Here is a 26004-nt window from a genome sequence, read left to right as displayed (position 1 = left end):
GTCGGCAGCCGCGCCTACTGTGGACAGCATGGGAGTCGCCGTCAAGCCCACGCGTGCCATCCGTCCGTTCGAGGTCGTCAGTGAGTACTCGCCGAGCGGTGACCAGCCCGCGGCGATCGCCGAGCTCGCGGGCCGCATCAACGCCGGTGAGACGGACGTGGTGCTGCTCGGCGCCACGGGTACCGGCAAGTCGGCGACGACGGCGTGGCTGATCGAGCAGGTGCAGCGGCCGACACTCGTGCTCGCGCACAACAAGACGCTGGCCGCGCAGCTCGCGAACGAGTTCCGTGGGCTCATGCCGAACAACGCCGTCGAGTACTTCGTGTCGTACTACGACTACTACCAGCCCGAGGCGTACGTCCCGCAGACCGACACCTTCATCGAGAAGGACTCCTCCGTCAACGCCGAGGTCGAGCGGCTCCGGCACTCGACGACGAACTCGCTCCTCAGCCGACGGGACTCCGTCGTGGTGTCCACCGTCTCGTGCATCTACGGCCTCGGCACGCCGGAGCAGTACATGAACGCCTCGGTGGCGCTGCACATCGGCCAGACCATCTCGCGCGACCAGCTCGTGCGGAAGTTCGTCAGCATGCAGTACCAGCGCAACGACGTCGACTTCGCCCGTGGCACCTTCCGGGTCCGCGGCGACACGCTCGAGATCATCCCGATGTACGAAGAGCACGCGATCCGCATCGAGATGTTCGGGGACGAGATCGAGGCACTGTCCTCGCTCCACCCGCTGACGGGCAACGTCATCGACGACCTGCCGGCCGTGTCGATCTTCCCGGCGTCGCACTACGTCGCGGACACCGACGTCATGCACCGGGCGATCAGCTCCATCAAGGAGGAACTCGCCGAACGACTCGCCGAGCTCGAGGGCCAGGGGAAGCTGCTCGAGGCCCAGCGGCTCCGGATGCGCACGACGTTCGACATCGAGATGATGGAGCAGATCGGCTTCTGCTCGGGCATCGAGAACTACTCCCGGCACATGGAGGGCCGCGGCCCCGGGGAAGCGCCGCACTGTCTCATCGACTACTTCCCGGACGACTTCCTCCTCGTCATCGACGAGTCGCACGTCACCGTGCCGCAGATCGGCGCGATGTACGAGGGCGACGCCTCCCGCAAGCGCACCCTCGTGGAGCACGGGTTCCGGCTGCCGAGCGCGATGGACAACCGCCCGCTGAAGTGGGAGGAGTTCCTCGACCGTGTCGGGCAGAAGGTCTTCCTGTCCGCCACCCCGGGCAAGTACGAGCTCGGCATCACGGACAGCGTCGTCGAGCAGATCATCCGTCCGACCGGCCTGGTCGACCCCGAGATCGTCATCAAGCCGAGCGACGGCCAGATCGACGACCTGCTCGAGGAGATCAAGCAGCGGACCGAGAAGGACGAACGCGTCCTCGTCACCACCCTCACCAAGCGGATGGCGGAGGAACTGACGGACTTCCTCGGGAACGCCGGCGTGCGTGTGCGGTACCTGCACTCGGACGTGGACACCCTGAAGCGCGTGGAGCTCCTGACCGAGCTGCGCCAGGGCGTGTACGACGTCCTCATCGGCATCAACCTGCTCCGCGAGGGTCTCGACCTGCCCGAGGTCTCCCTCGTCGCGATCCTCGACGCCGACAAGGAGGGGTTCCTGCGGTCGTCGACGTCGCTCATCCAGACGATCGGTCGCGCGGCCCGCAACGTCTCGGGTCAGGTGCTCATGTACGCCGACAAGATGACCGACTCGATGAAGCAGGCCATCGAGGAGACCGACCGGCGGCGTGAGAAGCAGGTCGCCTACAACCTCGAGCACGGCATCGACCCGCAGCCGCTCCGCAAGAAGATCGCGGACATCACCGAGGTCCTGAACCGCGAGAACGACGACACCCGCGAGCTCCTCGAGCGTCGCGGTGGCGGCGTGCGGGACGGTCGACGTGCCCCCACGCCGTCCCTCCGTCGCGAGGGCATCGCGGGCGAGGGCGCGACCCAGCTCGAGGCGACGATCGCCGACCTGAACGACCAGATGCTGCAGGCCGCGGCCGAACTGAAGTTCGAGCTCGCGGCCCGGCTCCGCGACGAGGTGCAGGACCTCAAGAAGGCGCTGCGGCAGATGGAGTCCGCAGGCCATGTCGTCTGAGCCGGGGGAGCCGTCGGCGTCGGACGACGCCCGTCGCACGGTGGTGGTGACGGGCGCCAGCGCGGGCCTGGGGTACCAGGCCGCCGAGCAGCTGGCCGCCGCCGGACACCGGGTCGTCCTCGCGACCCGGAACCCCGAGAAGGCGACCGCGGCGGAGCAGAGCATCCGGGCCGTCGTCCCCGACGCGACACTCGAGCACGTGCACCTCGACCTCGCCGACCTCGGCTCCGTACGGTCCGCGGCCGACTCGCTCGCGGCGCTCGGACCCGTGCACGCGGTCCTCAACAACGCCGGGGTGGTCGGCTCGCGCGAGCGACGCTCCACCGCCGAGGGCCACGAGCTGCAGATCGGCACGAACCACCTCGGCCACTTCGCGTGGACCGGTCTCGTGCTCCCGCTGCTCACCGCCACGGGTGGTCGGGTCGTCCACCTCGGGTCCATCTCGCACCGCTGGGTGACACTCGACCGCCACGACCCGCTCGGAGCCGGGCACTACAACGGCTACCGGCAGTACGCGCGGAGCAAGCTCGCCGTGATGCTCTTCGGGTTCGAACTCGCGCAGCGGCTCGCCGACGCCGGGTCGCCCGTGACGAGCGTCGTGGCGCACCCCGGCCTCGCGCTCGACTCGTTGACCGGACGGCGCACGGCGACCGGCCGTCCGGGTACCCACGGCGTCGGGACACCGGGTCCTGTGTCCTCGGGCGGCGAGCCCGCCTGGATCGGGCCGGGCCAGCGCTGGATCGCGCAGGGCAAGGACGCCGGTGCGGTGCCGCTCGTCCACGCCGCCGTCGGCACCGACGTCCGGTCCGGCCAGTACTGGGGTCCGGCCGGCTGGTTCCAGCTCCGCGGGCCTGCGGCCGTCGTCCCCGCCGAGCCGCGCGCACACGACCGCGGCGAAGCGGCGCGGCTGTGGGCCGCGAGCGAAGACGCCTCTGGGGTCGCGTTCGCTCTCGACGCACTCGGCTGATCCGCACCGGCGGACGATTGTCGGAGCGGCTTCGTAGAATCGTCTGCGATGACCATCACCTCTGACCGCGGAACCGCCATGTCCGACCCGGATGACTTCGACGAGCCGTCGGACCTGCACCTGCCCGGTGGGACGGCTCCGCACGACACGTCGACGCTGAGCGTCCGTGGCGCACGCGTGCACAACCTCCGCGACGTCGACCTCGAGATCCCGCGCGACTCGCTCGTCGTCTTCACCGGACTGTCCGGCTCCGGCAAGTCCTCGCTGGCGTTCGACACGATCTTCGCCGAGGGGCAGCGGCGGTACGTGGAGTCGCTGTCCGCGTACGCGCGCCAGTTCCTCGGCCAGGTCGACCGGCCGGACGTCGACTTCATCGAGGGCCTGTCGCCCGCGGTGTCGATCGACCAGAAGTCGACGAACCGCAACCCGCGGTCCACGGTGGGCACCATCACCGAGGTCTACGACTACATGCGTCTGCTCTGGGCGCGCATCGGCATCCCGCACTGCCCCGTCTGCGGTGAGGTGATCAGCAAGCAGAGCGTGCAGCAGATCGCCGACCAGCTCATGACGCAGGAGACCGGCACCCGGTTCCAGGTGCTCGCGCCGATCGTGTCGAAGAAGAAGGGCGAGTTCGTCGACCTCTTCCAGGAGCTCGCCGCGTCCGGCTACGCGCGCGCGATCGTCGACGGGGAGCGCATCCAGCTGAGCAACCCGCCGACGCTCAAGAAGCAGGTCAAGCACGACATCTCGGTCATCATCGACCGGCTGGTGGCGAGCGACGACATCCTCGGCCGTCTGACCGACTCCCTCGAGACGGCGCTGCGGCTCACGAACGGCACCGTCGCGATCGACCTCGTCGACCACGAGGGCCCCGGTGCGGTCCGGACCTACTCCGAGAACCTCTCGTGCCCGAACAACCACCCGCTCGCGCTCACCGAGATCGAGCCGCGGACGTTCTCCTTCAACGCGCCGTTCGGCGCCTGCCCCGAGTGCTCCGGCCTCGGCACGCGGATGTCGGTCGACCCGGACCTCGTCCTCGGCGACCCGGAGGCCTCCCTGGCCGACGGCGTCCTGCTGCCCTGGACCGGGACGAGCGGGCTGTACTCCTACTTCGAGAAGCTGCTCGCCGGTCTCGGCAAGGAGCTCGGCTTCCGCCTGGACACGCCGTGGAACCAGCTGCCCGCGTCGGTGCAGGCCGCCATCCTCACCGGCAAGGACTTCGAGGTCTCGGTGTCCTGGAAGAACCGCTTCGGCCGCGAGATGCGGTACACGAGCGGGTTCGAGGGCGTCATGCCCTACATCGAGCGCAAGTTCGCCGAGGCCGAGACCGACTCGCAGCGACAGCGGTTCCAGGGCTACCTGCGCGAGGTGCCGTGCCCCGTGTGCGACGGCACCCGCCTCAAGCCGGAGGTCCTCGCGGTGACGGTGGACGGCCGCAGCATCGCCGACGTCACGGACATGGCCCTCGACGAGGCCTACGGCTTCATGGCCGACATCACGCTCACCGCCCGGGAGGCGCACATCGCCGCCGCCGTGCTGCGCGAGATCCGGGCGCGGCTCGAGTTCCTGCTCGAGGTCGGCCTCAACTACCTGACCCTGGCGCGCGGAGCCGGCGGTCTCTCCGGCGGCGAAGCACAGCGCATCCGGCTCGCGACCCAGATCGGGTCCGGTCTGACGGGCGTGCTGTACGTCCTCGACGAGCCGAGCATCGGGCTGCACCAGCGCGACAACCGCCGGCTCATCGACACCCTGGTCAAGCTCAAGGACCTCGGCAACACCCTCATCGTCGTCGAGCACGACGAGGACACGATCCGCACCGCGGACTGGGTCGTCGACATCGGCCCGGGCGCGGGCGTCAACGGCGGCAACGTCGTGCACTCGGGCTCCTACGCGGACATGATCGAGAACCGCGAGTCGATCACGGGTGACTACCTGGCCGGACGTCGGGCGATCGAGATGCCGTCCGAGCGCCGCAAGGTGAACCGCAAGCGCGTCATCAGCGTGCAGGGTGCGCGGGCGAACAACCTCAAGGACGTGGACGTCGACTTCCCGCTCGGCGTGTTCACGGCGGTCACCGGCGTGAGCGGCTCGGGCAAGTCGACGCTGGTCAACGACATCCTCTACAAGGTGCTCGCCAACCAGCTCAACGGTGCCCGGCACATCGCCGGCAAGCACACCCGCGTGAAGGGCCTCGACCAGCTCGACAAGGTCGTGCACGTCGACCAGGCGCCGATCGGCCGGACGCCGCGGTCCAACCCGGCGACCTACACGGGCGTGTTCGACCGCATCCGGCAGCTGTTCGCCGAGACGCAGGAGGCGAAGACCCGCGGGTACCAGCCCGGGCGCTTCAGCTTCAACGTCAAGGGCGGTCGCTGCGAGAACTGCTCCGGCGACGGCACGATCAAGATCGAGATGAACTTCCTGCCCGACGTCTACGTCGCGTGCGAGGTCTGCGGCGGTGCCCGGTACAACCGCGAGACGCTGCAGGTGCACTACAAGGGCAAGAACATCTCCGAGGTGCTCGACATGCCGATCAGCGAAGCGGCCGAGTTCTTCGAGCCGATCTCCGCGATCCACCGCTACATGGCGACCCTCGTCGACGTGGGCCTCGGGTACGTCCGGCTCGGACAGAGTGCCACGACGCTCTCCGGCGGCGAGGCCCAGCGCGTGAAGCTCGCCACCGAGCTCCAGCGCCGTTCGAACGGCCGCACGGTGTACGTGCTCGACGAGCCGACCACGGGTCTGCACTTCGAGGACGTCCGCAAGCTGCTCCTCGTGCTGCAGAGCCTGGTCGACAAGGGCAACACGGTGATCACGATCGAACACAACCTCGACGTCATCAAGTCCGCCGACTGGCTCATCGACATGGGGCCCGAGGGCGGTTCCGGCGGCGGTACGGTGCTCGCGACCGGCACGCCGGAGCACGTCGCCGACGTCCCCGAGAGCCACACCGGGGTCTTCCTCCGGGAGATCCTCGACGCCCAGGACGCCCGCGTCGGCAAGCAGCGGTCCGTGCAGGGCCGTCAGGGCGAGGTGCGCGGCGCCGCGGCGGCGAAGGCGGGTGCTCGGTAGGTGGCGGACACCGTCGCATGGCGTCCGAAGGCCGGTGAGATCCCGACCGACCCGGGCGTGTACCGGTGGCGCGACGAGGCCGGCCGGGTGCTCTACGTCGGCAAGGCGAAGAACCTCCGCGCGCGGCTGAGCAACTACTTCGCGCCGTTGCCGACGCTGCACGAACGCACCCGGCGCATGGTGCTGACGGCGCGCAGCGTCGAATGGACCACGGTCGGTTCCGAGATCGAGGCGCTCCAGCTCGAGTACACTTGGATCAAGGAGTTCGACCCGCCCTTCAACGTCAAGTTCCGGGACGACAAGTCCTACCCGTACATGGCGATCACGATGGCGGACGAGGCGCCGCGGGTCATGGTCACGCGCAACCGCAAGATCAAGGGCGCGAAGTACTTCGGGCCCTACCCGAAGATCTGGGCGGTGCACGACACGATCGACCTCATGATCAAGGTGTTCCCGATCCGGACCTGCTCGGAGTCGTCGTACAAGCGCGCGATGCAGACCGGCAAGCCGTGCTTCCCGGGGCAGATCGGCAAGTGCGGCGGGCCGTGCTCGCAGCGGGTCACGATCGAGGAGCACCGGGCGCTGGTCGAGGAGTTCGTCCGCTTCATGGGCAGCTACGACCGGCGTGTGATCACGCAGCTGCGGCAGCGCATGGCCGCCTCGGCCGACGCCATGCAGTACGAGCAGGCGGCGCGCTACCGGGACCAGGTCGAGGCCCTCGAAGCCGTGCTCGAGAAGTCCGCCGTGGTGCTCAAGGACTCGGTGGACCTCGACCTGTTCGGCATCGCCGAGGACGAGCTCGCCGCCGCCGTGCAGCTGTTCTCGGTGCGGGGCGGCCGGATCCGCGGTGTGCGCGGTTGGGTGGTCGACAAGGAACTCGACATCAGCACCGGGGACCTCGTCGAGCAGATCGTCCAGGGCGTGTACGCCGGGACGGACCTGCCCGCCGGTGCCGGTGGTGAGGAACCGCCGCGCGAGGTCGTGGTGCCGGTCCTGCCCGACGACGCCGACGCCCTGCAGCAGTGGCTCAGCGACCGCCGGGGTGGTCGTGGCACGAAGCTCAGCACCGCCCAGCGCGGGGACCGTGCCGGTCTGGCCCGGACCGCCTCGCAGAACGCCCAGCAGGCGCTCATGCTCTACAAGACCAAGCGCTCGGCCGACTACACAACCCGTGCTGCGGCCCTCGCCGACATCCAGGAGGCCCTCGGCATGACCGAGGCGCCGCTGCGGATGGAGTGCTACGACATCTCGCACCTGCAAGGCACCAACGTCGTCGCCTCGATGGTCGTCTTCGAGGACGGGCTGCCCCGCAAGGACCAGTACCGCCGCTACACGATCGCCGAGACGACCGACGACACGGACAGCATGTACCAGGTCCTCACACGGCGGCTCGCCCGTCTCGACGAGGACGCGGCCCTGCCCGACGTCCCCGATGCGACCGTGGACGACGTGGTCGAGGGCACGAAGCCCACGAAGCGCTTCGCGTACCGGCCGCAGCTCCTCGTGGTGGACGGTGGGCAGCCGCAGGTCGCGGCGGCGAAGCGCGCGCTGGACGAGGCCGGGGTGACCGACATCGCGCTCGTCGGGATCGCGAAGCGGCTCGAGGAGCTCTGGCTGCCCGACGACGACTTCCCGGTCATCCTGCCCCGCAACTCCGAGGCGCTCTTCCTCATCCAGCGCCTGCGTGACGAGGCCCACCGCTTCGCGATCACGCACCAGCGCACGCGGCGCAAGCGGGACGTCAAGTCGCAGCTGTCGGAGGTCCCCGGGCTCGGGCCGAGCCGTGTCGCGGCGCTGCTGAAGCACTTCGGCTCGGTCACCCGGTTGCGGCAGGCCACCGCGGAGGAGGTCGGCGAGGTGCCCGGTGTCGGGCCCGCGACCGCGGCCGCCGTGGTGCGCAAGCTCACCACCGTCCCGGTGAGCGCCCCGGAGTCGGCCAGTGCTCCCACCCCGGCCAGCGCACCCACCCCAGCCAGCGCACCCACCCCGGCCAGTGCTCCCACCCCGACCGGCGCACCGGACACAGGTGCCGAACCGGTCGGCGCCCGGTCGGGAGGCCCGGTGCGCGTCCCCGACGCGGGGCCCGACGGGCCGCAGCGGCCCGCATGACGTCCGCACGGGCCTCCCGGCCGGACGGTAGCCTGGTCTCCGACCTGGGCCGGCGCTCGCACCGGCCGGGCGACCCGCCCGGCCCGACCACGACGGAGCTCCTTCGCAGATGACCGACACCACCTCCCAGCAGCAGCACGACGTGCTCATCGTCACCGGCGTGTCCGGTGCCGGCCGGTCCACCGTGGGGAAGGCGCTCGAGGACCTCGGCTGGTACGTGGTCGACAACCTGCCCACCCAGATGCTCGGACCGCTCACGGACCTCGCCGACCGCGCGGGGGAGTCGATCCCGAAGATCGCGACCGTGGTCGACGTGCGTGGCGGCCGCTTCTTCACCGAACCGGAGCACGCCGTCCAGCAGGTCCGCGAGAGCACCAGTGCGCGGGTCCGCGTGCTGTTCCTCGAGGCCACCGACGAGGTCCTGGTCCGACGGTTCGAGCAGGTCCGCCGTCCGCACCCGCTGCAGGGCGAGGACACCCTGCTCGACGGCATCGCCCGGGAACGGGCGCGGCTGCTCGGGCTGCGGGAAGCGTCGGACATGGTCATCGACACCTCCGACCTGAACATCCACCAGCTCGCGAACGCGGTCACGGAGCGGTTCGCCGAGGACCGGTTCGTCGGTGTCCAGGTCACCCTGATGAGCTTCGGTTTCAAGTACGGTCTGCCCGCGGACGCCGACATGGTGGCCGACGTGCGCTTCATCCCGAACCCGTACTGGGTCCCGGAACTCCGCCCGCACACCGGCCTCGACGCGCCCGTCTCCGACTACGTCCTCGAGCAGCCGGGAGCCCGCTCGTTCGTCGAGCGCTACGCCTCCGTGCTCGAGCCGGTGTTCGAGGGGTACCAGCGGGAGAACAAAAGACACGCTACGATCGCCATCGGCTGTACCGGCGGCAAGCACCGTTCGGTCGCCATCGTCGCCGAGCTGGCGAGCCTCCTCCGCGGGATGCCCAACGTCGCCGTGCGTGTGAAGAACCGAGATCTCGGCCGGGAGTGACCGTCCCACCGGCTGTCTCCACACGCGTGCGCCCCGGGGCCGCGGAACCCCACCCCGAAGAACGTAAGGAATGATGCCGTGCCGTTGACTGCCGAGGTGAAGGACGAGCTGGCCAGGGTCGTCGTCAACCGGAACACGGTCCGCGCCGCCGAGCTCGCGACCGTCCTCCGGTTCGCGGGAGGGCTGCACGTCATCTCCGGCCGGATCGCGGTCGAGGTCGAACTCGACACCCGGATCATCGTGCACCGTGTCCGGAAGGACCTCGCCGAGCTGTACGGCGTGCGCAGCGAGGCCTCCGTCGGGTCGACCGCCTCGTCCCGACGCGGCACCCGCTACCTCGTCCGCGTCCTCGAGGCCGGCGAGACGCTCGCCCGCCAGACCGGACTCATGGACGCCCGCCGTCGCCCGGTCCGCGGCCTGCCGAACCGCCTGACCACCGGCACCCGCGAGGACCTCGCCGCCATCTGGCGCGGCGCCTTCCTCGCCTCCGGCACCCTCACCGACCCGGGCCGGGCCGCCGCGCTCGAGGTCACCTGCCCGGGCAACGAGGCCGCGATGGCGCTCGTCGGTGCCGCCTCCCGCCTCGGGATCGCTGCGAAGGGCCGGGAGGTCCGGGGCGTGCACCGGGTCGTCATCCGCGACGGCGAGGCAATCGGCCAGATGCTCACCGCGATGGGCGCCGCCCGGACGACCGCCGACTGGGAGGAGATGCGCCAGCGCCGCGAGGTCCGTGCCACCGCCAACCGGCTCGTGAACTTCGACGACGCGAACCTCCGCCGTTCGGCGCAGGCCGCCGTCGCCGCCTGCGCCCGCGTCGAGCGTGCCCTCGAGATCCTCGGCGACGACGTGCCCGACCACCTGCAGTACGCCGGGACCCTCCGGCTCGAGCACCGTGACGCCTCGCTCGACGAGCTCGGCCAGCACGCGGACCCGCCCATGACCAAGGACGCGATCGCCGGCCGGATCCGCCGACTGCTCGCGATGGCCGACAAGCGCGCGTCCGACCTCGGCGTGCCCGGCACCGAGGCGAGCGTGCCCGAGGAGCTCGAAGGCGCCTGAGCCCGGTCGTCCTCCGGACCCCCTCGGCCACCGGACACCGACCCGCACGGGTCGACGTCATGCAGGTGGTCCGAGGGGGTCCGACTGCTAGGGTCGTTCCGGCGACGTTACGGGGCGTATCGTCCACCACACGTGGGCCGGCCGTCGTCCCCGACGACGCCTCCACACTCCGAAAAGCAGCGCCTCCCGAGGCGCTCCACACCCAACAGGAGCTCCATTGACCGTCAAGATCGGTATCAACGGCTTCGGCCGGATCGGCCGTAACTTCTTCCGGGCCGCTCTGGCCAAGGGCAGCGACCTCGAGATCGTGGCGGTGAACGACCTCACCGACAACGCCGCGCTCGCGAACCTGCTCAAGTACGACTCGATCACCGGCAAGCTCGGCGTCTCCGTCGAGCTCGACGGCGACAACATCGTCGTCGACGGCAAGGCCATCAAGGTGCTCGCCGAGCGCGACCCCGCCAACCTCCCCTGGGGTGAGCTCGGTGTCGACATCGTCATCGAGTCGACCGGGTTCTTCACCAAGGCCGCCGACGCGCAGAAGCACATCGACGCCGGTGCCAAGAAGGTCATCATCTCCGCCCCGGCGACCGGTGACGACGTCACCATCGTCCTCGGCGTGAACGAGGACACCTACGACGCGGCGAACCACCACATCATCTCCAACGCCTCGTGCACCACGAACAGCCTCGCGCCGCTCGCCAAGGTGTTCCACGACGCGTTCGGCATCGAGCGTGGTCTCATGACGACGGTCCACGCCTACACCGCCGACCAGAACCTGCAGGACGGACCGCACAAGGACCCGCGTCGCGCCCGTGCCGCCGCCCTGAACATCGTCCCGACCTCCACGGGTGCGGCGAAGGCCATCGGCCTGGTCCTCCCGGAGCTCGCCGGCAAGCTCGACGGCTTCGCGCTCCGCGTGCCGGTGCCGACCGGTTCGATCACGGACCTGACGCTCGAGACCAAGTCGGACGTGACGGTCGACGAGATCAACGCCGTCTACAAGGCCGCGGCCGAGGGCCCGCTCAAGGGGATCCTGCTCTACAGCGAGGACCCGCTGGTGTCCACCGACATCACGACGGACCCGCACTCCTCGATCTACGACTCGGGCCTGACCAAGGTCATGGGCAACCTGGTCAAGATCACCTCGTGGTACGACAACGAGTGGGGCTACTCGAACCGCCTGGTCGACCTGACCGAGTTCGTGGGCGAGAAGCTCTGACCTGATGGCTCTCCGCACCCTCGAGGACCTCGGCGAGCTCGCCGGCAAGCGCGTCGTCGTCCGCTGTGACCTGAACGTCCCGCTCAAGGACGACACGATCACGGACGACGGCCGCGTGCGGGCGTCGCTCACCACGCTGAACACGCTGATCACCGCCGGTGCGCGTGTGATCGTCGTGTCGCACCTCGGTCGACCCGACGGCACTCCGGCCCCCGAGTACTCGCTCGCGCCGGTCGCCCAGCGGCTGTCCGAACTGCTGGCGAAGCCGGTCACCTTCGTCGGCGAGACCGTCGGCGACGAGGCGACCGCGGCCGCCGAGGCCCTCGAGGACGGTGACGTCCTGCTGCTCGAGAACCTCCGGTTCAACCCGGAGGAGACCTCGAAGGACGCCGCCGAACGCGCCGCCTTCGCCGACCGCATCGCCGCACTCGGTGATGCGTTCGTCTCCGACGGCTTCGGCGTCGTGCACCGCAAGCAGGCCTCGGTGTACGAGCTGGCCGCTGCGCTCCCGAGCGCGGCAGGACAGCTCATCGAGCAGGAGCTCACCGTGCTCGAGCGTCTGACGAAGGACCCGGAGCGCCCGTACACGGTCGTGCTCGGCGGGTCGAAGGTCAGCGACAAGCTCGGCGTCATCGACCACCTGCTGCCCCGCGTCGACACCATCTGCATCGGTGGCGGCATGCTCTTCACCTTCCTCGCGGCGCAGGGCCACGGGGTCGCGAAGTCGCTGCTCGAGCAGGACCAGCTCGACACCGTGCGCGAGTACCTCTCGCGCGCGACCGAGCTCGGCGTGACGATCGACCTGCCGACGGACGTCGTGGTGGCCTCCGGGTTCGCCGCGGACGCCGAGCACGAGACGGTCGCGGCCGACGCGATCGAGTCCTCGTCCTTCGGTACCGACGGCATCGGCCTCGACATCGGCCCCGAGACCGCGGAACGGTTCGCCGCAGCGGTCTCCTCGTCGAAGACGGTGTTCTGGAACGGCCCGATGGGCGTGTTCGAGTTCCCCGCCTTCGCAGCGGGTACGAAGACCGTCGCGCAGGCGCTGACCGAGGTCGACGGTCTCGGCGTCGTCGGCGGCGGCGACTCGGCAGCTGCCGTCCGCTCGCTCGGGTTCCGCGACGACCAGTTCGGGCACATCTCCACCGGCGGCGGAGCGAGCCTCGAGTTCCTCGAGGGCAAGTCGCTCCCCGGCCTCGAAGCGCTGGGGTGGACGGCATGACCCGCACGCCGTTCATCGCCGGCAACTGGAAGATGAACCTGGACCACCTCCAGGCCATCGCCACGGTGCAGAAGCTCGCGTGGACGCTGAAGGACGCTCGGCACGACCACGCCGACGTCGAGGTGGCGGTCTTCCCACCGTTCACGGACCTGCGGAGCGTGCAGACGCTCATCTCGGCCGACAAGCTGCCGATCGCCTTCGGCGCGCAGGACCTGTCACAGTACGACTCCGGCGCGTACACCGGCGACGTGTCCGGCGCGTTCCTCGCCGCGCTCGATGCGCAGTACGTCATCGTCGGGCACTCCGAACGTCGCACCATGCACGGTGAGACGGACGAGGTCGTCGCGGCGAAGACGGCGGCGGCGGTCAAGCACGGCCTCGTCCCGGTGGTGTGCGTCGGCGAGACCGGTGAGCAGCGCGAACAGCGCGGCGCCGGTGTCGTGCCGGTCGAGCAGCTCGGGGTCGTCCTCGGTGCGGTGCAACCCGCCGAGATCGTCGTGGCGTACGAACCGGTCTGGGCGATCGGCTCCGGCCAGGCGGCCACGGCCGAGCAGGCCCAGGACGAGTGCGCCGCACTGCGCCGTGGGATCGCAGCGGCGTGGGGCGACCAGGCCGCAGCCGACACCCGCGTCCTCTACGGCGGCTCGGTGAAGTCGGGCAACATCGCCGGCTTCCTCCGTGAGCCCGACATCGACGGCGCACTCGTCGGTGGCGCATCGCTCGACGTGCAGGAGTTCGCGGCGATCGCGCGCTTCCAGCAGCACGTGGGTCTCTAGAACGACCGCACGAGGCGCGACGGGTCCGCCCGTCGCGCCTCGTGCTGTGCACACACCCCGTCCGGGTCCGGAGCGCAGCCCGCGTGACCGGTATACTCGGATGGCTGACTGACACGAAAGGTACGTCGTGGCGATACTCTCCGTCGTGCTGCAGGTCCTGCTCGCGATCACGAGCCTCCTGCTCACGCTCCTCATCCTCCTGCACAAGGGTCGCGGTGGCGGCCTCTCCGACATGTTCGGCGGTGGTGTGACGAGCAACCTCGGGGCATCCGGCGTCGCCGAGCGCAACCTGAACCGCATCACCGTGATCCTCGGGCTCCTCTGGATCTCGAGCATCATCGTGCTCGGTCTCATCAACAAGTTCACGGCAGGGAGCTGACATGGCATCCGGAGGAAGCGCCATCCGTGGGTCGCGCGTCGGCGCCGGCCCGATGGGCGAGCAGGACCGTGGCGTCCAGGCCGAGCGCGTCGCGATCTCGTACTGGGACGCGATGGGCAACGAGGTCGTGCGGTACTTCGCCGCGAACCTCCCCGACGAGGAGATCCCGGAGACGGTCGACTCGCCGTCCACCGGTCTCCCGGCCGGTCGCGACAAGGAGAACCCGCCGCAGGTCGCGAAGACCGAGCCCTACAAGACGCACCTGGCGTACGTGAAGGAACGGCGGACCGAGGAAGAGGCAGCGCAGCTCCTCGAGGACGCGTTGCAGCAGCTCCGTCAGCGCCGCGGCACCGCCGCCAAGTAGCAGCAGACGTCCGAAGGCCCCCGCTCCGTCAGGAGCGGGGGCCTTCGTCGTCCGGGGAGTTCGGGCCCCGTCGAGGTCGCATGACATGCCGCGCGCCGTCCGCCGAGGTCGCACAGCGTGCCGCCTACGGGCGCATGGCGCGGCAGTTCATGCGACCTCGACGAACGGCCACCAGCCCGCCCCGCCGATGGCGACCCCACGACGGACGGGAGGCCCGGTACCAGCTGGTACCGGGCCTCCCGTCCGTCGTGCGGTGCGTCAGTAGGTCGACGCGATGAGGTTCTCCGGGACGTCGCGTGCGGCGTCCTGGTCGACGAAGAAGACGGTGCGCTTGCGGCCCTGCACGCCGCCGACCGGGACCTCGTCCACGGCGGCACCGGCGAGGGCGAGGCCGAGCACGGATGCCTTCTCGGCGCCGGACAGGATCACCCAGACGCGCTGCGACGCGTTGATCACCGGGTAGGTGAGCGTCAGGCGCTGTGCCGGGGGCTTGGGCGAGTCGTCGACGGGCACGACCATGCGGTCGGTCACGCGGAGCTGCGGGAACTCCGGGAACAGCGACGCGGTGTGCCCGTCCGGACCGACCCCGAGCAGGGTGATGTCGAAGCGGGGCGCGTCGGCGGAGTCGGGAGCGGCGTCGTGCAGCTCGCGCTCGTACTGCGTCGCGGCCTCGTCGATGGTGAGGCCGGCGTCCGACGACGCCATCGGGTGGATGTTCTCGGCCGGGATGCTCACGTGGTCGAGGAAGTCCGTCTGCGTGCCGGCGTCGTTCCGGTCCGCGTCACCCGCGGGCACCCAGCGCTCGTCGACCCACCAGACGTGGACCTTCGACCAGTCGACGCTCTCCTGCGCCTGCGACTGCCCGATCGCCGCGAGGACGAGCGTGGAGACCGAACCACCGCTGATCGCGATGTCGGCCCGTCCCTGCTCGTCGAGCACGTCGATGAGCTTCGTGATGAAGCGTGCGGCGACGGAGGCGCCGAGGGCCTGCTTGTCGGGGTGCACCAGCACCCGCCGTTCGTTGGTCACGTGACTCCCGTGTTCGTGGTGCGGTCACCGGTGTGACCGCGGTCGGTCCGGCCGGCCGTCCGACCTGCCGACCTGACGGGCAGGGCGGGGGAGGACGGACGGTCGGACCGTGGCGGTGGTCAGCCCGCGATGCGTTCGCGGAGCTTGGCCACCCCGTGCTTGACGACGTCTCCGAAGAGGACGTCCGGGTCGAGTCTACGGAGTTCCTCGGCCAGGCAGTCGCGCAGGTTGCGGCGCGGCAGGGACAGGTCGTGCGTCGGCTGGCCGGGCATCGAGAGCGTCGCCACGTCGACCAGCGAGCGCTCGAGCTCGATGGTGCCGGAGTCGCGCACGAGCTTCACGCCGTGGATGCCGCTCGAACCCGTGGCACGGGGCGAGGTCGTGACGTCGACCGGCACCTTGAGCTGCAGCCCGAGCCAGGCGGCGAGGAGCACCGTCGACGGGCTGTCGAACGCGCCGGAGACCTCCACCGCGGCGATCGGCTCGAACGGCGGCTGGTCGAGTGCTGCGGCCAGCTGGTTCCGCCACAGCGTCAGGCGGGTCCAGGCGAAGTCCGTGTCGCCGGGCGCGTAGGAGTCCGCGAGCGCCATGATCGCGCCGTTCGGGTCCTTCTGCGCCGCGGCGTCGGTGATCCGGCGCTGGGCGATCCGGCCGAGCGGCGAGACCGACGGCTTCTCCGGCGCGGCTTCCGGCCACCACGCCACGACGGGCGCGTCGGGCAGGAGGAGCCCGGTGACCAGGCTCTCCTCGTCCGCAGCGGTCTCGCCGTAGGCGCGGAGGACGATGACCTCGCTGGCACCCGCGTCACTGCCGACGCGGATCTGCGCGTCGAGACGGCCGGGGGACGCGATGTCGCCCTCGTTCTTCGACACGATGACGACGCGCATCGGGTGCTCGCGGGACGCCTGGTTCGCGGCCTCGATCGCCTCTTCCTCGCGGCCGAGAGCGGTCGAGACGACGAGGGTGAGCACGCGACCGAGTGCGACGGCGCCGCCCTCCTCGCGGATGTGCACCAGGGTCTTCTGGATCTTCGAGACCGTGGTGTTCGGCAGGTCGATCTTCATGGACGCCTCCAGGTCCGACCGTCGCGTGCGAGGAGCTCGTCGGCCGAAGCCGGGCCCCACGTGCCGGGACGGTACTGTTCGGGCTGGCCCTGTGTCCGCCAGAACTCCTCGATCGGGTCGAGGATCTTCCAGGACAGCTCGACCTCCTGGTGCCGCGGGAACAGCGGCGGGTCACCGAGGAGCACGTCGAGGATGAGCCGTTCGTAGGCCTCGGGGGAGGCCTCGGTGAACGCGTGGCCGTAGCCGAAGTCCATCGTGACGTCGCGGACCTGCGTCCCGACGCCGGGGACCTTCGAGCCGAAGCGGAGCGTGACGCCCTCGTCCGGCTGCACGCGGATGACGAGCGCGTTCTGGCCGAGGGGCGACTGCTCGATGCCGAACACGTCCTCCGGCACGCGCTTGAACACGATCGCGATCTCGGTGACGCGGCGGCCGAGTCGCTTGCCGGCACGCAGGTAGAACGGAACCCCCTGCCAGCGGCGGGTCGCGATGTCGAGACGGATGGCCGCGAAGGTCTCGGTCGTGGACTCGGGGTTCATGCCCGCTTCCTCGAGGAACCCGAGCACCTTCTCGCCGCCCTGCCACCCGCCGGCGTACTGCCCGCGGCTGGTCGCCGTGGACAGGTCCTCGGGCAGGCGGACCGCGGAGAGCACCTTCTCCTTCTCGGCACGGAGGTGTCCGGCCTTGAACGAGACGGGCTCCTCCATCGCCGTGAGGGCGAGGAGCTGCAGCAGGTGGTTCTGGATGACGTCCCGCGCCGCACCGATGCCGTCGTAGTAGGCGGCACGTCCGGCCACGCCGATGTCCTCGGCCATCGTGATCTGCACGTGGTCGACGTAGTTCGAGTTCCAGATGGGTTCGTACATCTGGTTCGCGAACCGGAGCGTCAGGAGGTTCTGGACGGTCTCCTTGCCGAGGTAGTGGTCGATGCGGAACACGTCGTCGGGCGCGAAGACGCTCTCGACGATCGCGTTCAGTTCGCGGGCCGTGCGGAGGTCCGAACCGAAGGGCTTCTCGACCACGACCCGGCTCCACGACCCGTCGCGCTTCTCGGTCAGCCCGGACAGCTTGAGCTGCTCGGTCACGACCGGGAACATCTTCGGCGGGATGGACAGGTAGAACGCGTGGTTCCCGAGGGTCCCGCGTTCGGCGTCCAGGGTGTCGACCGTCTCCTTGAGGAGCGTGAACGCCTCGGGGTCGTCGAAGGACCCCTGGACGAAGCGGATGCCCTGTTCGAGCTGACGCCAGACGTCCTCGTCGAACGGGGTCCGCGAGTGCTCCTTGACGGCGTCGTGGACGAGCTGGGAGAAGTCCTGGTCCTCCCAGTCACGCCGAGCGAACCCGACCAGCGCGAAGCCGGGCGGCAGGAGCCCCCGGTTGGCGAGGTCGTAGACCGCGGGCATCAGCTTCTTGCGGGAGAGGTCTCCCGTGACTCCGAAGATGATGAGGGTGCTGGGACCCGCGATCCGGTTCAGTCGACGGTCCGTGGGCAGCCGGAGCGGGTTGTGCTCCGGGGTGATCGCCACCGGTGACATGTCGGTGAACTCCTTTGATCAGGTGGTGACTGCAGCCGTGATGACCGCCGTCGCTGCGGAGAGGTCCCGCGTCGACAGGGTCAGCACCGGGCGGCCGTGTTCGGCGAGGACACTCGCGTCGCCGGCGGCCTGGGCTCGGATGAGCCGACCGAAGGTGAAGGGGCGGCCGGGGACGGCCAGGTCGTCCTGCTCGTCGGAGACGATCTGCAGGAAGACGCCGTTCGCGGGACCGCCCTTGTGGTACTGGCCCGTGGAGTGCAGGAACCGGGGCCCGTACCCGAAGGTGACGGGCCGGCCCGTGCGCTCGGCGAGGAGGTCGCGGAGGGCCTCCAGGCCGTGGCCGGCCGAACGGTCGACGTACGCCTGCACGGCCAGGTAGCCGTCCTCGCTGACAGCAGCCAGGAGGCTCGACACGGCCTGGGTGAGCGTCGCGCCGGTCTCGAGTCCGCCGGTCGCGGAGACCGCGACGCCGTCGTCCTCGAACGCGGGGGCCGTCGTCTCGGCGGCGGGCGCGTCGAGCAGCGCCCGGGCCGCGACCTTGGCGGCCTCGACGTCGGGCTGGTCGAACGGGTTGATCCCGAGCAGGCGCCCGGCGACCGCGACCGCGTACTCCCAGACGAGGAACTGCCCGCCGAGCGTGCCCGTGATCTCGACCTCGCCGGCGGCGACGTGTCGTTCGTCCTCCCGGGAGCCCACCAGCCGGACGACCTGCAGGTCGGGCAGACCCGCGGTCACCTCGGGGGAGTCGACGTCGAGGACGACCGGCAGCAGCCCGCGGCCGTCCTTGCCGGTCGACTCGGCGATGAGCTGTTCGACCCAGTCGCCGAAGCCGAGGATGTGCGTCCCGTCCGCGACGATCCCGATCTTGTCCCGGAGGGGAGCCGTCCCGCCGAGGACTGCTCCGAGCACGAGCCCGGGGTTCTCGTCGGTGTCGACCGCGAGGAGCACCGAGATGGCGTCGGCCTCGTCGAGTAGTTCGGCGATGTCGGCTCCGGCCAGACCGGCGGGGACGAGCCCGAACGCGGTGAGCGCGGAGTACCGACCGCCGACCGTGGGGTCGGCGGTGAAGACCCGGTGACCGGCCTCGAGTGCCGTCGCCTCGAGCGCGGAGCCCGGGTCGGTGACGACGACGATCCGTCCGGCGGGGTTGATCCCGGCGTCCTGGAACGCCTGCTCGAACACCCGGCGCTGCGAGTCCGTCTCCACCGTCGAACCGGACTTCGACGACACGACGAGCACCGTGCGCTCGAGGTCGGTCAGCGCGGCGCGGACCTGCGCGGGATCGGTGGAGTCGAGGACGACGAGCGGGACCCCGGCCGTGCGGGTGATGACCTCTGGCGCGAGCGACGAGCCGCCCATGCCGGCGAGCACCACCCGGTCCACGCCCTGGGCGAGCAACTGCTCGCGCAGCGCGGCGACCTCGGCGACGAGTGGACGGGAGACGGAGACCGCCTCCACCCAGCCGAGGCGCTTCGACGCCTCGGCTTCCGCGGCGGGGCCCCACAGGGCGGCGTCCTGCGCCGTGATCCCGGACGCCACCAGGTCGGTGACGAGGCGCGGGACCACCGTGTCGATGGCCCGCGCCGCGTCACCGCTGGCGGCGATGGAGACGGTCACTCCTACTTGGCGTTCTCGAGCGCGGTCTGGACCGTGTCGACGAGCTCGCCCCACGAGACGTTGAACTTCTCGACGGCTTCCTTCTCGAGCAGCGCGACGACGTCGTCGTAGTCGACACCGACGGCAGCGAGCTGGTCCATGACCTGGTTCGCGTCGTCGAAGGTGCCGGCGATCGCGTCGCCGTGGACCTCGCCGTGGTCGAACGTCGCCTCGAGGGTCTTGCCCGGCATCGTGTTGACGGTGTTCGGGGCGGCGAGCTCGGTCACGTAGAGCGTGTCGGGCAGCGACGGGTCCTTGACGCCGGTCGAGGCCCACAGCGGGCGCTGCGTGTTCGCGCCGGACTCGAGCAGGCCGAGGGCACGCTCGGTCGCGAAGGCCTGGGTCCAGACCTGGTAGGCGAGCTGGGCGTTGGCGATGCCCGCCTTGGACTTGAGCGCGGTGGCCTCGTCGGAGCCGATGGCGTCGAGACGCTTGTCGATCTCGGAGTCGACGCGCGACACGAAGAACGACGCGACCGAGTGGATCTTCGACAGGTCGTGGCCGGCGGCCTTGGCCTTCTCGAGCCCGCCGAGGTAGGCGTCGATGACGGCGCGGTAGCGCTCGAGCGAGAAGATCAGGGTGACGTTGACCGAGATGCCCGCACCGATGACCTCGGTGATGGCCTCGAGGCCGTCGACCGTCGCCGGGATCTTGATGAGGACGTTCTCCTTGCCGACCTTGTCGAACAGGAACTTCGCCTGCTCGATGGTCTTCGCCGTGTCGTGCGCGAGACCCGGCTCGACCTCGATCGAGACGCGGCCGTCGAAGCCGTTCGAGGAGGCGTAGATCGGGGCGAAGATGTCCGACGCGTCGGCGACGTCACGCGTCGTGATCTCGAAGATCGCGTTGGTCACGTCGGTACCGGCCGCGGCCAGCTCCTTGACCTGCGCGTCGTAGCGCTCGCCCTTGGCGAGGGCCGAGGCGAAGATCGTCGGGTTGGTGGTGACGCCGACGACGTTGCGGTCCGCGATGAGGTTCTCGAGACGGCCGGTCTCGAGGAGCTCGCGGGACAGGTCGTCGAGCCAGATGCTCACGCCGACGGCGGAGAGGGCTTCGGTGGGAGTGGTGTCAGTCATTCGCTTCTTCTCTTCTTCGTTTCGTTCGTCGGCTGCTCGAGCCGGGGTCTGTGCGGGGGACGTGCCCCCGGGACGGGAGGTCCGTGGCGGAGTCGCCGCGGGCCTCCCGTACGGAAGGGCCGGGCCCGGAGTCCGGGCCCGGCCCAGGGGGTCAGGAGGCTGCTGCGATCGATTCCTTGGCCGCCGAGACGACGTGCTCGGTGGTGAAGCCGAACTCCTCGAACAGCTTCTGGTAGTCGGCCGAGGCACCGAAGTGCTCGATCGACACGCTGCGACCGGCGTCACCGACGATGTCGCGCCAGCTCATCGCGATCCCGGCCTCGACCGAGACGCGGGCCTTGACGGCCTTCGGCAGGACCGACTCGCGGTACGCCTCGTCCTGCTCGTGGAACCACTCGAGCGACGGAGCCGAGACGACGCGGGCGTTGATGCCCTCGCCCTTGAGCTGCTCACGCGCGTCGAGCGCGATCTGCACCTCGGAACCGGTGCCGATGAGGATGACGTCCGGCGTGCCGTTCGGGGCCTCGGCCAGGACGTAGGCGCCCTTGGCGACGTTCTTCGCGGAGGCGAGCGTCTCGCCGGAGGCGTCGCCCTCACCACGCTCGAAGACCGGGAGGTTCTGACGGCTCAGCGCGATGCCGGCCGGGCGGTCCTGGTGCTTGAGCATCTCGAGCCAGGCGTACGCGACCTCGTTGGCGTCAGCGGGGCGGACGACGTCGAGACCCGGGATCGCACGGAGGGCGCTGATCTGCTCGATCGGCTGGTGCGTCGGGCCGTCCTCGCCGAGGGCGATGGAGTCGTGCGTCCAGACGTAGATCGCCGGCGCCTTCATGAGCGCGGCGAGACGGACCGCCGGACGCATGTAGTCGCTGAAGATGAGGAACGTGCCGCCGAAGGGACGGGTGTTCCCGTGCAGGACGATGCCGTTGAGGATCGAGCCCATGGCGTGCTCGCGGATGCCGAAGTGCAGGACGCGGCCGAACGGGTCGGTGGTCCAGGTCTTCGTCGTGGCCTCGGCCGGACCGAAGGACCTGCCGTCCTCGATCGTGGTCAGGTTCGACTCGGCCAGGTCGGCCGAACCGCCCCAGAACTCGGGCATGAGCGGCGCGATGGCGTTGATGACCTTGCCCGAGGCGGCACGGGTCGAGACGGCCTTCTCGGAGCTGAAGACCGGCAGCGCGGCCTCGAGGCCCTCCGGGAGCTCCTTCGCCTGGACGCGGTCGAAGAGCGCCTTCTTGTCGGCGTTGGCCGCGGCCCACGCGTCGAAGGACTTCTGCCACTCGGCGTGCTCGGCCTGGCCCTTGGCGATCGCGCCACGGGTGTAGTCGAGGACCTCGGGGTCGACGTCGAAGGTCTTCTCGGGGTCGAAGCCGAGGACCTCCTTGAGGCCCTTGAGCTCGTCGGCGCCGAGTGCCGAGCCGTGGATCTTGCCGGAGTTCTGCTTGGTCGGCGACGGCCAACCGATGATCGTCTTGAGGACGATGAGTGACGGCTTGTCGTGGACCTGCTTCGCGGCCTCGACGGCGGCGTGGAGCGCTTCGGCGTCCTCGCTGTACTCGCCGGTCTTCTTCCAGTCGACGACCTGGACGTGCCAGCCGAGCGCCTCGTAGCGGGCGTGGACGTCCTCGGAGAACGCGATGTCGGTGTCGTCCTCGATCGAGATCTGGTTCGAGTCGTAGAAGGCGATGAGGTTGCCGAGTTGCTGGCGGCCCGCGAGGCTGGCGGCCTCGTTCGTGACGCCCTCCTGCATGTCACCGTCGCCGGCGATCACGTAGGTGTAGTGGTCGAACGGCGACTGGCCGGCCGGGGTCTCCGGGTCGAACAGGCCGCGCTCGAAGCGCTGCGCGTAGGCGAAGCCCACGGAGGAGGCGAGGCCCTGGCCGAGCGGGCCGGTCGTGATCTCGACGCCGTCGGTGTGGCCGTACTCCGGGTGGCCCGGGGTCTTCGAGCCCCACTTGCGCAGGTGCTGCAGGTCGTCGAGCTCGAGGCCGTAGCCGTGCAGGTAGAACTGCACGTACTGGAGGATCGAGGCGTGGCCTGCCGAGAGGATGAAGCGGTCGCGGCCGATCCACGTGGAGTCGCTCGGGTCGCGGCGCATCACCTTCTGGAACAGGAGGTGAGCCAGCGGCGCGAGGCTCATCGCGGTGCCGGGGTGACCGTTGCCGGCCGCCTCGACAGAGTCGGCGGCGAGGACGCGGGCCGTGTCGACGGCCTTCCGGTCGATGGCGTCCCAGGTGAATTCAGCCACTTGGATGTTGACCCTTCATTGATGCGACATGTGCGAGGGCTCGTGCCATCGCACGGACATGTTGCCGACCCGGGGCTCCGTCGCGGTGCCGTTGCCGGCAGCCGACCGGCTCGAACGCGGCCGACGTCATCGGGGCACGCTGCGGGAGGGCCTCTCCAGCATAGTGAACCGGCACTCAGAAGGTGTCCAGGCGACCGGCGAGGCTGGATGGTCATCGGGCGGCGGACCGACGACCGGGCGTGTCCGGCCGTCGGGGTAGTGGATGGCGGGATCGGGACGGGCGGCGGCGGGACATCGTCGTGGCGCCGTCGATCGCGTAAACTGTCGGTGAGCCGCGACCATTCCGCGGACACGCATGCCCGGACGCCGACGGTGCCGTCCACCCGAGCGTGCGGACTGCAGCGAAACAGACTGAGGTTCCCTTGCCGACTGCCACCGTGACCAGGCCAGACACCGTTCGTCGGTCGATGCTGTCCCGCAAGGTCCGGGCGTACGTCTCGCTCACCAAGCCGCGCGTCATGGAGTTGCTGCTCGTCACGACCGCACCCACGATGTTCCTCGCGGAACGGGGTGTGCCCGACCTGTGGCTCGTCTTCTGGACGATGCTCGGCGGCGCGATGTCGGCGGGCTCGGCCTCGGCCTTCAACTGCTACATCGACCGCGACATCGACCGGCTGATGAAGCGGACGAGCACCCGCCCGCTGGTGACCGGCGAGCTCTCCGACCGCGAGGCACTGCTCTTCTCGTGGGCACTCGGCATCGCGTCGACGGTGGTCCTCGTCGTCTTCGTGAACTGGCTCGCCGCCGCCCTCAGCATCGCCGCGATCCTCATCTACGTCTTCGTCTACACGCTCTGGCTCAAGCGCCGCACCCCGCAGAACATCGTCTGGGGCGGTTCCGCCGGGTGCATGCCCGTGCTCATCGGCTGGGCCGCCGTCACCGGGTCGCTGACGTGGGCACCGGTCATCCTGTTCATGGTCATCTTCCTCTGGACGCCGCCGCACTACTGGCCGCTCTCGATGAAGTACCGCGACGACTACGACGCCGCCGACGTCCCGATGCTCGCCGTCGTCCGCGGCCGCACGGTCGTCGGGCTCCAGGTCGTGCTGTACGCGTGGGCGACGCTGGTCTGCTCGCTGCTGCTCGTCCCCGTGGCGGCCATGGGCCCGCTGTACAGCGTGGTCGCCCTCGCGGCCGGCATCTGGTTCGTCGTCGAGTCGCACATGCTGTACAACCGGGCGATCCAGCACATGGAGCAGGTGCAGCCGATGCGGGTGTTCCGCAGCTCGATCACCTACCTGACCTTGCTCTTCATCGCCGTGGGCATCGACCCGCTGCTGCCGCAGGTCTTCACCTTCACGATCTGAGGCGCGTCACGACGGCCCCGGTCTCCTCGGAGACCGGGGCCGTCGCCGTCGACCGACGCCGGCGGGGCGGGGGAAGGACCCGCGAGCTGCACGCAGGTCCGTGCTGCTCTCCACGAGGGAGACGGTGGCGCGGTCCGGGTCTGCGGGGCCAGGGGGTGCGGCCGGTTCGCACGCGGTCCGTCCATCCCGGCTCGGTCCGGCCCGGCCAGGCTCGGTCCGAACCCGCGGGTCGGCCCGCGTCCGGCTTCCGTCAGGGTGAGGACAGGAGGCACGCGACGGCCAGGATCACGACCGTCCGGCTCAGGACGGGAGGCACGGGCCAGGCAGGAGCACGCCACCCGTCCGGCTCAGGGCGGGACGCACACGTCGGCCCGGAGCGTGTCAGCGGTCCGGCTCAGGACGGCAGGCGCGGGTGGGTTCGAGGGTCCCATCGGTCCGGCTCGGGACGGGCGCTGCGCGCCGACGCCGCCACCCGACTCGGGACGGGAGCGGTCGCTGACACCGGTACGGGCCTCCCGTCCGGCTCGGGGCGCCGGGATCGTCCCGCGGAGGACGTCCTGCCCGGCACCGACCTTCAAGCGCCGACCGTCAGGCGCGGACGGCCTGCCGTCCGGCACTCGACCGCGTCGAGAGCACCACGGCGGTCATCGCCGCGACGAGCAGCCCGGCGAGCACCATGTGGGCGCCGACCAGCCCGACCGGCAGCCCGGTCTTCGCCTGGGTGAGCCCAACGGCGATCTGGACGAACTCGACGACGAGGAGCAGGAGCGGAGTCCGGCTCGACATCCGCAGCCGCACCGCACCGATGACCAGGACGAGGGTGAGCGCGAACGTGACGTAGGCGGGGATCGCGTGGAGGTGCTGCAGGAGCTCGGTGTCGAAGCCGGTCCGGTGCAGTGCGCCGCCGTCGACGCGCTCGCTCGCCCCGGCGTGCGGTCCGCTGCCGGTCGTGAGGATCCCGACGAGGACCGTCACGGCGACGGCAACCACAGCACCTCGGACGACGCCGGAGTACCACGAGGGGACGATCCGGTCGCGCACCCGCGGGCCGTTGACCGATCGGTAGACCAGTGCCGCGGTGACGCTCGTGAGCACCGCGGAGACGACGAAGTGCAGCCCGACGACGTACGGGTTGAGGTTCGTGATGACCGACACGCCGCCGATCACGGCCTGGACCGGGATCGCTGCGCCCTGGGCGAACGCCAGCCAGAACAGTTCCGGCCGGGTCTTGCGCATGCGGACGACGGCCAGGAACATCGCGATCGCGACGATGACGAGCACGAAGGTCAGCAGACGGTTGCCGAACTCGATGACACCGTGGATGCCCATCTCCGGCGTCGAGACGAGGGAGTCCGTCGTGCACTTCGGCCAGGTGGGGCACCCGAGACCGGACGCCGTCAGTCGGACGAGTCCGCCCGTGCCGATGAGCACGACCTCGACGACGAACGAGGCCCAGGCGAGGACGACGACGCGGTGGTCCACGGCCCGGGGGAGCGACCACCAGCGGGTCGAGGTCGGGGTGTCCTGCTCGACGGACGGTGCGACGCGAGTCACGAGGGTGGTGCCTTCCTGTTGTTCCGGGCCCTGGACCTGTAGGATTCGAGGGTTCAGCAGCAGTCAAGTCTAGGCAGGCGCCGGCTCCGAAAGGGCCGAGATCGCCGCTCGATGCCAGGACTGCGTGGAAGCATCGACGTTGCGAGGCAGCAACACCCGGTCCGTCGTGTCGGCGGTCCGCGGTGGAAT

At 70.1% G+C, this 26004-nt stretch carries 19 protein-coding genes; 12 read left to right on the top strand and 7 right to left on the bottom strand.

The annotated features are described in order from the left end of the window. Window positions 1-28 precede the first annotated feature (28 nt). The 11 genes from uvrB to DEI84_RS13805 all read left to right on the top strand — a co-directional run bounded on the left by uvrB (window position 29) and on the right by DEI84_RS13805 (window position 14286). Window positions 29-2119, top strand: a complete 2091-nt coding sequence (gene uvrB, locus DEI84_RS13855; protein ID WP_110825030.1) for an excinuclease ABC subunit UvrB — start codon at window positions 29-31, stop codon at window positions 2117-2119. Beyond that, a complete protein-coding gene (locus tag DEI84_RS13850) occupies window positions 2109-3086 on the top strand; it encodes an SDR family NAD(P)-dependent oxidoreductase (protein WP_110891280.1) in 978 nt (325 codons plus the stop codon). The genes uvrB and DEI84_RS13850 overlap by 11 nt, the downstream gene beginning before the upstream one ends. Window positions 3087-3134: 48 nt before the next feature. Continuing rightward, window positions 3135-6158 carry an excinuclease ABC subunit UvrA gene (gene uvrA, locus DEI84_RS13845; protein WP_258365883.1) on the top strand — a complete coding sequence of 1008 codons (3024 nt, stop codon included), beginning with the start codon at window positions 3135-3137 and terminating at the stop codon, window positions 6156-6158. After that, window positions 6159-8267 carry an excinuclease ABC subunit UvrC gene (gene uvrC / locus DEI84_RS13840; protein WP_110891279.1) on the top strand — a complete coding sequence of 703 codons (2109 nt, stop codon included), beginning with the start codon at window positions 6159-6161 and terminating at the stop codon, window positions 8265-8267. A gap of 109 nt (window positions 8268-8376) precedes the next feature. Beyond that, window positions 8377-9264 carry an RNase adapter RapZ gene (gene rapZ / locus DEI84_RS13835; RefSeq protein ID WP_110891278.1) on the top strand — a complete coding sequence of 296 codons (888 nt, stop codon included), beginning with the start codon at window positions 8377-8379 and terminating at the stop codon, window positions 9262-9264. A gap of 78 nt (window positions 9265-9342) precedes the next feature. Continuing rightward, on the top strand, window positions 9343-10323 hold the full coding sequence (gene whiA, locus DEI84_RS13830; protein ID WP_110825026.1) for a DNA-binding protein WhiA: 981 nt from the start codon (window positions 9343-9345) through the stop codon (window positions 10321-10323). Between the two features lie 217 nt (window positions 10324-10540). After that, window positions 10541-11545: a type I glyceraldehyde-3-phosphate dehydrogenase gene (gene gap, locus DEI84_RS13825; protein ID WP_110825025.1), complete on the top strand. Its 1005-nt coding sequence runs from the start codon at window positions 10541-10543 to the stop codon at window positions 11543-11545. Window positions 11546-11549: 4 nt separating this feature from the next. After that, window positions 11550-12767, top strand: coding sequence for a phosphoglycerate kinase (locus DEI84_RS13820; protein WP_110891277.1), 1218 nt, complete (start codon window positions 11550-11552; stop codon window positions 12765-12767). Beyond that, entirely contained in the window at window positions 12764-13543 is a 780-nt protein-coding gene (gene tpiA / locus DEI84_RS13815; RefSeq protein WP_110825215.1) for a triose-phosphate isomerase, read from the top strand. The genes DEI84_RS13820 and tpiA overlap by 4 nt, the downstream gene beginning before the upstream one ends. A 127-nt stretch (window positions 13544-13670) precedes the next feature. Next, window positions 13671-13922: a preprotein translocase subunit SecG gene (secG, locus tag DEI84_RS13810; protein ID WP_110825023.1), complete on the top strand. Its 252-nt coding sequence runs from the start codon at window positions 13671-13673 to the stop codon at window positions 13920-13922. Window position 13923: 1 nt separating this feature from the next. Then, on the top strand, window positions 13924-14286 hold the full coding sequence (locus DEI84_RS13805; RefSeq protein WP_110825022.1) for an RNA polymerase-binding protein RbpA: 363 nt from the start codon (window positions 13924-13926) through the stop codon (window positions 14284-14286). Between the two features lie 258 nt (window positions 14287-14544). Here DEI84_RS13805 and pgl read toward each other — a convergent pair whose 3' ends face one another. The 6 genes from pgl to tkt form a co-directional block, all read right to left on the bottom strand. Next, window positions 14545-15315 (bottom strand): 6-phosphogluconolactonase, encoded by a 771-nt coding sequence (gene pgl, locus DEI84_RS13800; RefSeq protein ID WP_110825021.1) that lies wholly within the window; start codon window positions 15313-15315, stop codon window positions 14545-14547. Window positions 15316-15434: 119 nt separating this feature from the next. Next, window positions 15435-16379 (bottom strand): glucose-6-phosphate dehydrogenase assembly protein OpcA, encoded by a 945-nt coding sequence (locus tag DEI84_RS13795; protein ID WP_110891276.1) that lies wholly within the window; start codon window positions 16377-16379, stop codon window positions 15435-15437. Further along, window positions 16376-17914, bottom strand: coding sequence for a glucose-6-phosphate dehydrogenase (gene zwf, locus DEI84_RS13790; protein WP_110825019.1), 1539 nt, complete (start codon window positions 17912-17914; stop codon window positions 16376-16378). Before zwf ends, DEI84_RS13795 begins: the two co-directional genes overlap by 4 nt. A gap of 18 nt (window positions 17915-17932) precedes the next feature. Then, the gene (locus DEI84_RS13785; RefSeq protein WP_110891275.1) at window positions 17933-19531 is read right to left on the bottom strand and encodes a glucose-6-phosphate isomerase; all 1599 of its coding nucleotides are present in this window, start codon (window positions 19529-19531) and stop codon (window positions 17933-17935) included. A 2-nt stretch (window positions 19532-19533) separates the two neighbouring features. Next, window positions 19534-20646 carry a transaldolase gene (gene tal, locus DEI84_RS13780; protein ID WP_110825017.1) on the bottom strand — a complete coding sequence of 371 codons (1113 nt, stop codon included), beginning with the start codon at window positions 20644-20646 and terminating at the stop codon, window positions 19534-19536. A 151-nt stretch (window positions 20647-20797) separates the two neighbouring features. Beyond that, window positions 20798-22894 (bottom strand): transketolase, encoded by a 2097-nt coding sequence (gene tkt / locus DEI84_RS13775; RefSeq protein ID WP_110891274.1) that lies wholly within the window; start codon window positions 22892-22894, stop codon window positions 20798-20800. A gap of 437 nt (window positions 22895-23331) precedes the next feature. Here tkt and DEI84_RS13770 point away from each other — a divergent pair, with 437 nt between their 5' ends. After that, on the top strand, window positions 23332-24261 hold the full coding sequence (locus DEI84_RS13770) for a heme o synthase (RefSeq protein WP_181420468.1): 930 nt from the start codon (window positions 23332-23334) through the stop codon (window positions 24259-24261). 588 nt (window positions 24262-24849) lie between these two features. Here DEI84_RS13770 and DEI84_RS13760 read toward each other — a convergent pair. Next, window positions 24850-25815: a heme A synthase gene (locus DEI84_RS13760; protein WP_110891271.1), complete on the bottom strand. Its 966-nt coding sequence runs from the start codon at window positions 25813-25815 to the stop codon at window positions 24850-24852. Window positions 25816-26004 lie beyond the last annotated feature (189 nt).

The organism is Curtobacterium sp. MCBD17_023, from assembly GCF_003224415.1.
GTDB lineage: Bacteria > Actinomycetota > Actinomycetes > Actinomycetales > Microbacteriaceae > Curtobacterium.
This window is presented reverse-complemented; position numbering and strand designations above follow the sequence as displayed.

Bases quoted from the DNA above. Each gene is read 5' to 3' on its own strand.
- rapZ (WP_110891278.1), top strand. From the start codon at position 8,377: ATGACCGACACCACCTCCCAGCAGCAGCACGACGTGCTCATCGTCACC.
- tpiA (WP_110825215.1), top strand. From the start codon at position 12,764: ATGACCCGCACGCCGTTCATCGCCGGCAACTGGAAGATGAACCTGGAC.
- zwf (WP_110825019.1), bottom strand. From the start codon at position 17,914: ATGTCACCGGTGGCGATCACCCCGGAGCACAACCCGCTCCGGCTGCCC.
- DEI84_RS13820 (WP_110891277.1), top strand. From the start codon at position 11,550: ATGGCTCTCCGCACCCTCGAGGACCTCGGCGAGCTCGCCGGCAAGCGC.
- DEI84_RS13850 (WP_110891280.1), top strand. From the start codon at position 2,109: ATGTCGTCTGAGCCGGGGGAGCCGTCGGCGTCGGACGACGCCCGTCGC.
- uvrB (WP_110825030.1), top strand. From the start codon at position 29: ATGGGAGTCGCCGTCAAGCCCACGCGTGCCATCCGTCCGTTCGAGGTC.
- DEI84_RS13795 (WP_110891276.1), bottom strand. From the start codon at position 16,379: ATGAAGATCGACCTGCCGAACACCACGGTCTCGAAGATCCAGAAGACC.
- DEI84_RS13805 (WP_110825022.1), top strand. From the start codon at position 13,924: ATGGCATCCGGAGGAAGCGCCATCCGTGGGTCGCGCGTCGGCGCCGGC.
- uvrA (WP_258365883.1), top strand. From the start codon at position 3,135: ATGACCATCACCTCTGACCGCGGAACCGCCATGTCCGACCCGGATGAC.
- tal (WP_110825017.1), bottom strand. From the start codon at position 20,646: ATGACTGACACCACTCCCACCGAAGCCCTCTCCGCCGTCGGCGTGAGC.